The 9,609-nt window shown below is 71.2% G+C and carries 9 protein-coding genes; all 9 read right to left on the bottom strand.

Annotated elements, in window-relative coordinates; all coding sequences use genetic code 11:
* On the bottom strand, positions 1-641 hold a 641-nt coding region (locus Amac_RS46300; protein ID WP_155360832.1), incomplete at its 3' end, for a glycosyltransferase.
* On the bottom strand, positions 638-2,245 hold the full coding sequence (gene murJ, locus Amac_RS46305; protein ID WP_155360815.1) for a murein biosynthesis integral membrane protein MurJ: 1,608 nt from the start codon (positions 2,243-2,245) through the stop codon (positions 638-640). The genes murJ and Amac_RS46300, both read right to left, overlap by 4 nt.
* A gap of 4 nt (positions 2,246-2,249) precedes the next feature.
* Complete coding sequence (locus Amac_RS46310) at positions 2,250-3,365, bottom strand: hypothetical protein (protein ID WP_246269140.1); 1,116 nt, start codon at positions 3,363-3,365, stop codon at positions 2,250-2,252.
* Between the two features lie 41 nt (positions 3,366-3,406).
* Complete coding sequence (locus tag Amac_RS46315; RefSeq protein WP_155360817.1) at positions 3,407-4,375, bottom strand: copper transporter; 969 nt, start codon at positions 4,373-4,375, stop codon at positions 3,407-3,409.
* Complete coding sequence (gene steA, locus Amac_RS46320; protein ID WP_155360818.1) at positions 4,372-5,568, bottom strand: putative cytokinetic ring protein SteA; 1,197 nt, start codon at positions 5,566-5,568, stop codon at positions 4,372-4,374. Before steA ends, Amac_RS46315 begins: the two co-directional genes overlap by 4 nt.
* A 78-nt stretch (positions 5,569-5,646) precedes the next feature.
* Entirely contained in the window at positions 5,647-7,365 is a 1,719-nt protein-coding gene (gene recN, locus Amac_RS46325) for a DNA repair protein RecN (protein ID WP_155360819.1), read from the bottom strand.
* Positions 7,366-7,444: 79 nt separating this feature from the next.
* Complete coding sequence (locus tag Amac_RS46330; protein WP_155360820.1) at positions 7,445-8,353, bottom strand: NAD kinase; 909 nt, start codon at positions 8,351-8,353, stop codon at positions 7,445-7,447.
* Between the two features lie 43 nt (positions 8,354-8,396).
* Complete coding sequence (locus Amac_RS46335; RefSeq protein ID WP_155360821.1) at positions 8,397-9,209, bottom strand: TlyA family RNA methyltransferase; 813 nt, start codon at positions 9,207-9,209, stop codon at positions 8,397-8,399.
* 52 nt (positions 9,210-9,261) lie between these two features.
* A complete protein-coding gene (locus Amac_RS46340) occupies positions 9,262-9,501 on the bottom strand; it encodes a hypothetical protein (RefSeq protein WP_218041686.1) in 240 nt (79 codons plus the stop codon).
* Positions 9,502-9,609 lie beyond the last annotated feature (108 nt).

Genomic DNA, 9,609 nt, shown 5'->3' on the forward strand with positions numbered 1-9,609 from the left:
CGCCTACCCCCACCAAAGGAGAGATCTCCCCCCTCCGGCTTTCCGGGCCGCCCCGCGGCGACCCCAGTCCCACTCTCCGCGCCCGCAGTCCCACGACCTCCACCCCCGATGTCCGTGGACGCGCCACCCTTCCCCTTCATGCCGTCGGACACATCACCCGCCCTTTCGACATTCGTGGACGCGCCACCCCCGATGTCCGTGGACGCGCCACCCTCCTCCTTCATGCCGTCGGACACATCACCCGCCCCTTCGACATCCGTGGATGCGCCACCCCCATCCCCGATGTCCGTGGACGCGGCTTCCTCCCCCTCGATGTCCGTGGACGCGGGAACTTTTCGGCTGGGGAGGGCGAGGGCGGCCAGTGCGCCTGCTCGGAGGCCGTGGGCGTGGACGATGTCGGCGTCGCCGAGCAGTTTGCGGAGGGTGTGGGTGGTGCGGAGGTCGTTGAGCGGGTGGGGGCGGTCGGAGATGGGGAGGGGGGCGAAGGTCGCGCCGGTTTGGGTGAAGTTGAAGGTGGATTGGGTGGTGGGGGGGCCTGCTACCAGGACGTCGTGACCCGCGGTGGTGAGGCCGTGGGCGAGGGTTCGTACGTGTCTGCCGACGCCGCCGGAGCTTGTGCCCAGGACCAGGACGATCCTCATGCGCGGGTGGCCTTTCGTCTAAGGGTTCGGTCGAGGAGGGTCAGCAGATCGCCGCGGTCGATGGCGGCGGCGGTGAGGGTTCCCGCAGTCAGGGAGACAAGTCCGGCGACCGCGGTTTCCAGCACGCTCGGCCAGAGGGTCTGGGGGCCGAACAGGTGGACCACGGCGGATCCGGCGAGATAGGCGGTGATTCCGCCGAGGAGGGCGGCCAGGCCCGCCCGGGGGACGCCGGTGAGGGCGTGGGGGCCGTGGGCCCGGCGTACCGAGAGCAGGAGGAGGAGGCCGCCGGCGGTCATGCCGACGGCTTGGCCGAGGGCGAGGCCGCCGAGTTTCCACGGCTGGGGGAAGGTGAGGGAGAAGGCGGTCTGGGCGGCTATGACGATGAGCCAGCCGGTCACCATGGCGCGGGCGGCGGGGCGGCCGTGGCCCTCGGCGTACAGGACTCGGCTGAGGTGGGCCATGAGGCCGTAGCCGAGCAGGCCGGGGGCGAACAGGGCGATGGCGCGGGCGAACTCGGGGACGGACACGTCCGTTTCGGTCTGCAGGAGGAAGACGGCGGCGATCGGGGCGGCGGTGGCGGCGAGGGCGCCCGCGGCCAGGCCCGAGATGAGCAGGATGACGCGGGTGGTCTGGGCGGCGAGGGCGGCGAATCCGGCGCGGTCGCCGTTTTCGGCCCTGGCGGACAGGACGGGGAACGCGCTGGTCGCGATCGGGACGGCGAGCACCGCGTAGGGGACGAGGTAAATCGCCCAAGCGTAGTTGTACGCAGTGATCTGCCCGGATCCGGCCCGATTGGCGAGTATGACCACGACCGCCATCGCGACCTGCTGGGCGACGAGCGCGCTGAGCCCGGCCAGCGCGAGAGTTCTGACCTGCGCGCCCACCCCGGCCGGGAATCGGAGGGTGGGCCGCCAGCGCAGCCGCAACCGGGCGGTGGGCCCGAGGACGGTGACGACCAGCGCGACGACCCCCAGCGTGGTTCCGACGGACAGCGCCAGTTCGGCCGCTTCCGGAACCTCGCCGGGCAGGGTCTTTCCCTCGCTGAGTGGGACGAAAGCCAGATAGGCCACGATGACCACCACGCTGGACACCAAGGGGGCCAGGGCCGGGCTCGCGAAACGGCGGTGCGCCTGGAGTACGCCGTAAAGCACCACCGCGATGCCGTACAGGACGATTTGCGGGGCGAAGACCACGAGCATGCGGGTCCCGGTCGCGATCACGGCAGCGGGGTTGTCACAGTCGGCCAGGTCTCCGACGAAGAAGCTCACGACCGGACCGGCCAGCAGGGCGGTGAGCAGGCTCAGCGGGATCAGCAGGAGCAGCACCCAGGTGAGCAGGGCCGAGGAGATCGCGCTCACCTCGTCGCGGGAGGCCCGCCCGGCCAGCACCGGGACGACCATCCCGGCCAGCGCGCCGCCGACGACGATCTCGAAGACCAGGTTGGGGATCTGGTTGGCCGTGTAGTACGCGGTGGACAGGCACGCCGTCCCCACCGTCCGGGCGAAGACGAGCTGCTTGCCGAACCCGGTGACCCGCCCCAGGATCGTGATGGCCCCGATGAGCAGCGCGGCCCCGGCGACCCCCTGCCCGAGCCGTTTGATCATGCGGTCATCGGTGAGCAGGGGGCGGCACCGGCCGCCGGCCGATCATGTCGATGCGATGCAGGACCGGGTTGTTCGCGATGACCTTCGTGAAACTCACCTTCTCCGAAGCCGCCGTCAGCCCGACGACGACTCCGAGCACGCCGAGCCTGGCCTTCCGGCTGAGCCGGGCCGACGCGGCCAGGCCAAGCAGGGCTCCCATCGAGTTGGCCCCGGCGTCCCCGAGCATCGCCCGTTCCGCCAGGTCCTCCGGCAGCAACGCCACCGCCGCTCCCAGCGGGATCGCGGCCAGTCCGGCCGTTGCCGGGCGGGAGCCGTACAGGGAGGCGGCGAGCAGCGGAGCCCCGGCGAGCAAGCCCACCTTGATCGCCCGCCCCGGCCGCAGATCGAAGAGATTCGCCAGATTGGCACTCCCCGCGATTATCGCCCCATCGATGAACAAATCCGCCACCCACGACCCGGCAGCAGCCGACAGCCCATGCCCAGGATCCCCAAATGTCGCACCAGAATCCGAAATTTCGGCACTTGCGCCAGAAGGGGTGGTGCCCGGCCGCCCGACCAAGGCGGTGGCAATCCTGCTGGAGGGGATTGTGCCTTGGCGCCCGGCTGCGGCAATCATGCCCGAGGAGAGCGTGCCCTGCCGCCCGGCTGCGGCAATTGTGCCTGAGGAGGTCGTGCTCTGCCGTCCGGCTGCGGCCATCGTGCCTGAGGAGGTCGTGGTCTGCCGTCCGGCCAAAGCCGCGGATGCCAGGCCCACCGCCCCGATTCCGACGATCTTCACGGCTCCGCTGGTGACCTCCCGGCGAGCCAGCGCCGCCAGATGCCCCTTGAAGCCCTTCGACGCCGTCGTGCCGTAAATATCGTCATAACCACCCAGGAACCCGCTACCAACCCCCGCCAGCAGAACAGCGGCCCGCACGCGCAAGGGCAAACCGGGCGTGACAGCCGCCGCCGCACCGGTCGCCGCCACATAAGCGGGACCTTCCAGAAGCGTGATCGGCTCACCACGGTGGTTGGTACGCGTCCACGTCTTCTCCTCGCCAACCGGAGGACGCCGCCGGAAGGCCGAATAAGCGGCACGCGCCGCGACAGCACCGATCGCGGCGCCGGATATGGCGGCCAACCATGAACGATTGCCCACAGCACGTGTCCTAACGCTAGAAGTCAGCCGCCCGACGCCGGCGGGCTTGGGCTGGCGCTGGGGGTCGGCTCGAAGGCCGTCGCCCCGCTGCCGATGCCGTACGCCCCGGCCCGGCCAGCGTGTTGCTCCCGCAGAGCGTAGACCAGGACGACCCGCCCCGAAGGCATATCGAGGGTGTCGACCGTGGACACCTGCGACGCCTCGTCCCCCGAGTCGAGCAGCGCCGCGATGACCCCACCGGTCCCGGACGCGGTGGCCGTCCCGGCGAGCACGGTCCCGGCCGCGGCGTTGTCCAGCGCCCCGGCCACCGACACCACCGCGCCGTTCTGCGCCTCCGCCGCCTCCCCCTCGTACGGCGTGGACGGCGCGACCACGACGGCCAGCGTGGCCCGCTTGGCCGGATCGTCGGACATCGAGATGAACCCGCCCTCCTGGAACACGTCCAGCACCGAGGACGCGGCCGTGTTCACCGTCCCCGCCTGCATCGGCGCGGTCGTCACCAGCGCGCTCGCCAGCACCTGCCCGGCCTTGTCGTACGGCGTGGCCCCCTCGGGGAACACCGTCCCGATCGGCGAGAGCTGCGCGGCGAGCCCTTCCACCACCCCAGCCTGCTCCGGCGCGATGAACTTCTCGGTCAGCGCCACCCGCCCGGTGTAGGTCCCCCCGGCCAGCTCGATCATCTCCCGCACCTGGTCACGCAGCCCGCTGGGCGCGCCCGGCGCCTCCACGACCACCACGTGCTCGGCGGCCAGATCCCCTTTGACCAGCTCGGCGGCCGCGTTCGCGACGAACGCGCTGGTGCCCTCCTCGCGCGCCTGGAGGGCCGAGATCTGGTCGCGCTGGTCCTGGTTCACCTTCTTGATGCTCTCCGCGGTCGCCTGCGCGGAGTTGATGATCGGTTCCTGCAGGACCGTGCTGCCGAGCACGATGCCCACCGTCAGCGCCAGGAAGATCGCGACGATGGAGACGAGGTGATAGCGAAAGTCAATCACGAGAAGAGTCCGACCACCCAGAAGATGAAGCCGTTCCACGTGTCCTGGAGCCCGTCCAGCCAGATCTTCCCGACCGGCGCCTTGAACAGCACCACCCCGATGGTGACCAGCGTGCTGGCGACGAGAAGCAGCAGGGACGCCGTGGAGATGCGGCTGCGATAGAGCCTGCTGACGCCTTTTGCGTCGATGAGCTTGCTGCCCAGCCGGAGCCGGGTGAGAAACGTGCTGGCCATCCCGGCCCGCCCCTTGTCGAGGAACTCGATGAGGGTGGCATGGGTGCCGACGGCGACGATGAGCGCGGCGCCCGTCTCGTCGGCCAGCAACATCGCGATGTCCTCGCTGGTCGCGGCGGCGGGGAACAGCACCGCGTCGTGCCCCAGCTTGTGCACCCGCTCGAGCCCGGGCGCCCGCCCGTCCCGGTAGGCGTGCACGACCAGCTCGGCGCCGCACGTCAGCGCGCCATCCGACACCGAGTCGAAGTCGCCGACGATCACATCCGGCTTGTAGCCCGCCTCCAGCAGCGCGTCCGCGCCGCCGTCCACGCCGACCATGATCGGCCGATACTCCCGGATGTACGGCCGGAGCGCCGCCAGATCCTCCTTGTAGTGGTACCCCCGGACCACGATGAGCACATGCCGCCCGTCCATGACCGTCTGGATCTCGGGCACCCCGACGCCGTCGATGAGCAGGTCCCGCTCGCGCCGGACATACTCCATCGTGTTCACGGTGAACGCCTCGATCTGGAGCGAGAGCCCGGCGCGGGCCTCGGTCATGGCGGCCCCGATGGACTCGGCCGTCTCGATCTCGCCCTTGCCCGCCGGTTCCTCGTCGAGATAGACCACACCCTCGTGAACCCGGACGAGATCCCCGTCGCGCACCCGCTCGAACAGCTCGGGGCTGGCGTTGTCGACGAGCGTCACGCCCGCCTCGACCAGGATCTGCGGCCCGAGATTGGGGTAGCGGCCGCTGATGCTGCTGGCCACGTTCACCACGGCCGAAGCACCGCATGCCACCAACGCCTCCGCGCTCACCCGGTCGACGTCAACGTGATCGATAATCGCGATCTCCCCGGCCTTGAGGCGCTTGGTCAGCCTCTTGGTCCGCCGGTCGATTCTCGCCACTGCCGTCACCCCGGGTAGGTCATTGACCTTCCTGCGGCGGAGGCCCGGAACCTTCACGCTCGGGACCTTCATCGGGACCATCCTGCCAGAGCGAACGACCATGAAGGCCCGACACCCCGGCACGTGTCAGGTTTGTCACAACCGTTCTGGTCAGACGGCGGCCTTCGCGGTGGCGGCTAACGAGAGAAGTTCTTCGGCGTGCGCCCTGCCCAGCTCGGAGTCCTCCAAACCGGCGAGCATGCGGGACAGCTCGCGGGCCCGGCCCTCACGGTCGAGGGTGACGACGCCGCTGCGCACGATGCTGCCGTCGCTCGCCTTCTCCACCACCAGGTGCTGGTCGGCGAAGGCGGCCACCTGGGGAAGGTGGGTGACGACGATGACCTGGGCGGTCCTGGCGAGCTTGGCCAGGCGGCGGCCGATCTCGACGGCCGCCTTGCCGCCGACGCCCGCGTCCACCTCGTCGAAGACGAATGTCGGGACCGGGTCGGCGCCCGCGAAGACGACCTCGATGGCCAGCATGACGCGGCTGAGCTCGCCGCCGGAGGCGCCCTTGTTGAGCGGGAGCGGCGGGGCGGCGGGATGGGCGGCCATCCGCAGCTCGACCTCGTCCACCCCATGCGGCCCAAAGTCCGGACTTTTCGTGATTTCGACGCTGACGCGCGCGTGCGGCATCGCCAGCGCGGTCAGCTCCTCCGTCACGGCCTCGCCGAATCGCTCGGCGGTGCCCATCCTGATCCGGGTCAGCTCCCCGGCCTGCTCGGTCAGCCGCTCGGTGAGCTCGTCGTGCTCCCGGGTCAGCTCCTCGATCCGGTCGTCGTCGCCCTCCAGCTCGGTGAGGCGCGCCGCCGACTTCCTGGCCCAGTCGAGCACCTCGGCCACGTCCACGCCATACTTCCTGACCAGGCCGGTCAGTACCGAGCGGCGCTCCTGCACGGCGGCCAGCCGGGCGGGATCGGCCTCCACCGACTCGGCGTAGGCCGCCAGCTCGGTGGCCACGTCGTTGATCAGATATCCGGCCTCGGCCAGCCGGTCGGCCAGGCCGCCGAGCACCGGGTCGAACTCGCGCACCGACTCGACCGCGGACCGGGCCGTGCCGACCAGCGAGACCGCGTCCTGCGCGGCCTCGGGCCCGGACATCGGGTCGCCGAGTAACGCGGTGTGCGCGGTGGTGGCGGCGTTCCTGAGCGCGTCGGCGTGCGAGAGCCGCTCGGCCTCCTCCTTGAGCTCCGCGTCCTCCCCCGCCTTCGGGTCGGCCTTCTCGATCTCGCCGAGCCCGAACCGCAGCACGTCGGCCTCCTGAGCGCGCTCCCGCGCCCGGGTGGTCAGCTCGGCCAGCAGCTCGCCGACCTGCTTGTGCCGCTTGTACGACTGTTCGTACGCCCTGAGTGGCTTGACCAGCTCGTCGCCCGCATACCGGTCCAGAGCCGCCCGCTGCTTGCCGGGCTGGAGCAGCCGCTGCTGGTCCATCTGCCCGTGCACGGCCACCAGTTCCTCGGCCAGATACGTGAGCGTCCCGACCGGGACGGTGCGCCCGCCCAGCCAGGCCCGGGAGCGCCCCTCGGCGGAGACGGTGCGGGAGATGATGAGCTCGCCGTCCTCCACCTCGCCGCCGATGTCGAACACCTGCTGGGCCGCCCGGCCCGCGGGGTCGACCAGCAGCGTGCCCTCGATGGTGGTCTTGTCGGCGCCCGGGCGCACCCGCGCCGGGTCGGCCCGGCCGCCGAACAGCAGCCCCAGGCCGGTCACCACCATGGTCTTGCCGGCGCCCGTCTCACCTGTGACAACGGTGAATCCCGGTGACAGCTCCAGGACGGCCTCATCGATGACGCCAAGCCCCTGGATCCGGACCTCCTCGACCCTTGGCCGCACTGGTCCCTCCCGTTCAACTGCGATGTCGGATGAGATCCTACGCGTAACTCGCCAAGATTTTCGAGTCGCGCGGACTCCATCAGGGGTTCCTGACGCGCCCGCGCCAGCCTTCCACCGGCAATCCGAACTTGGCGACCAGCCGATCCGTGAACGGCGCGCCGGTGGTCTCCGCGCCGAGCAGTCGGGCCAGCCGGACCGGGATCTCACCCTTGGTGACCTCCACCCGCGCCCCCGGCGGCAGGTCGAACCTGCGCCGCCCGTCGCACCACAGCACGCCCGCGCTGGTCTCCGGCAGGATCTCCACCGCCACCCGGGCCCGGGGCGAGATCACCATGGGCCGGGCGAACAGGGCGTGCGCGCTGTTGGGCACCAGCAGCAGCGCCTCCACTTCGGGCCACACCACCGGCCCTCCGGCCGAGAACGCGTAGGCCGTGGACCCGGTCGTGGTGGCGCAGATCACCCCGTCGCACCCCCACCGGGACAGCGGCCGCCCGTCGATCTCGGCCACCACCTCCAGCATGCGGTCGCGTTTCTCCACCGACGCCTCGTTGAGCGCCCACGTCCTGGCCAGCACCGTCCCGTTGACGCGGACCACGACGTCGATCGTCATCCGCTCCTCGACCTCATAGTGGCTCTCCACCACCCGGTCGACGACCTCCTTGAGGTCCTCCACCTCGGCCTCGGCCAGGAATCCGACATGCCCGAGATTGACGCCCAGCAGCGGCACCCCGCCCTCGCGCGCCAGCTCGGCGGCCCGCAGCAGGGTGCCGTCCCCGCCCAGCACGATCATGAGCTCGGCGTCGGCCGCCGCGGCCGCCGACGCCGACACCACCTCGGCGCCCGGCTCGGCGACCAGCTCGGCCTCGTCGGCGGGCACCCGGACGTGCAGCCCGGCCCTGAGCAGCCGGTGGATGACCAGCCGGGCGCTGTCGACCGCCGCCTGCCGCCCGGTATGGGTGGTGATGAGAACGGTTCTCTTGGGAGTCATAAGGACCTCTCCGGTCTCCCGGAGGGGATGTCCGGGCGCACGGTCAATGGGGTCCCTCCGCGATGGCGCGGTCGATGGCGGCCGTGAGGTCGGCGACGGGTTCGTGCTCCAGGCCCTTGCCGAGCCTGATCAGATATTCGACGTTGCCGGACGGACCCGGCAGCGGGCTGGCGGTCACGCCCTTCACGATCAGGCCAAGCCCTGAGGCGGTCGCGGCGACCTCGCGGACGGAGTCGGCGCGCAGGGCCGGGTCGCGGACCACACCGCCGGCGCCGACCCGGTGCTTGCCCACCTCGAACTGGGGTTTGACCAGCAGCACCAGCTCGCCGCCGTCGGCCAGGCAGGCGGTCAGGGCGGGCAGGACCAGCCGGAGCGAGATGAACGACAGGTCCCCCACGATCAGCGTGGGCGGCTCGCCGACCAGGTCCGGGGTCAGGTCGCGGACATTCGTCCGCTCCATCACCGTGACCCGCTCGTCGGTGCGCAGCGACCAGGCGAGCTGGCCGTAGCCGACGTCCACCGCGAGCACGTGCGCCGCCCCGTGCCGGAGCAGCACGTCGGTGAAGCCGCCGGTGGAGGCGCCCGCGTCCAGGCAGCGCCGCCCCTCGACGCGCAGGTCGGCGAAGGCCGCCAGCGCGCCAAGCAGCTTGTGGGCGCCCCGGGACACGTAGTCGGGCCCCTCGGCGGTCACGGCCACGACGATGGCGGACGCGGTGTCCACCTGCGTGGCCGCCTTCCCCGCGACATGGCCGCCCACGCTCACCCGGCCGGCCTCGATGAGCTGCGCCGCCTGCTCCCGCGAGCGGGCCAGCTTGCGCCGCACCAGCTCGCTGTCCAACCGCCTCCGCTGGCTCACCGCGCCGCCCTCACCCTCGGTGCGAGCGGCGCGCGGCCGTCACCGCTTCCGATCACGTACGCTCGTCCACCGACGCGAGCGTGTGCTCCAGGTCACCGAGAACCTCCTCGAAAACGGCCACATGCTCCACTACGGGACGCTCGGCGAGCCCGTCGAGCCGCGCCATCGCGCTCTCGACCGACCCGTCACCCCCCGAGGTACGCCCCGCGACCGCTTCCGGTTCAGGCGACCCCTCCGCCTGGATGTTATGCGGAAACGCCGGTTCCGCGCCCTCCCAGCCCGCTTCCGTCATGAACGCCCTCCACTCCCCACCGACCGCCGCCCACCGGCCGCGGCCTTCTTCGCTGCGGCCTTCTTCACTACCGCTTTCTTGGCCACCGTCTTCTTGGCCACCGCTTTC

The sequence above is a fragment of the Acrocarpospora macrocephala genome (genome assembly GCF_009687865.1).
Classification (GTDB): Bacteria; Actinomycetota; Actinomycetes; order Streptosporangiales; family Streptosporangiaceae; genus Acrocarpospora; species Acrocarpospora macrocephala.

What these genes read in the sequence shown, in the direction of transcription:
- murJ (WP_155360815.1), bottom strand. Translation starts at nt 2,245, where the DNA reads ATGATCAAACGGCTCGGGCAGGGGGTCGCCGGGGCCGCGCTGCTCATC.
- steA (WP_155360818.1), bottom strand. Translation starts at nt 5,568, where the DNA reads ATGAAGGTCCCGAGCGTGAAGGTTCCGGGCCTCCGCCGCAGGAAGGTC.
- Amac_RS46330 (WP_155360820.1), bottom strand. Translation starts at nt 8,353, where the DNA reads ATGACTCCCAAGAGAACCGTTCTCATCACCACCCATACCGGGCGGCAG.
- Amac_RS46340 (WP_218041686.1), bottom strand. Translation starts at nt 9,501, where the DNA reads ATGACGGAAGCGGGCTGGGAGGGCGCGGAACCGGCGTTTCCGCATAAC.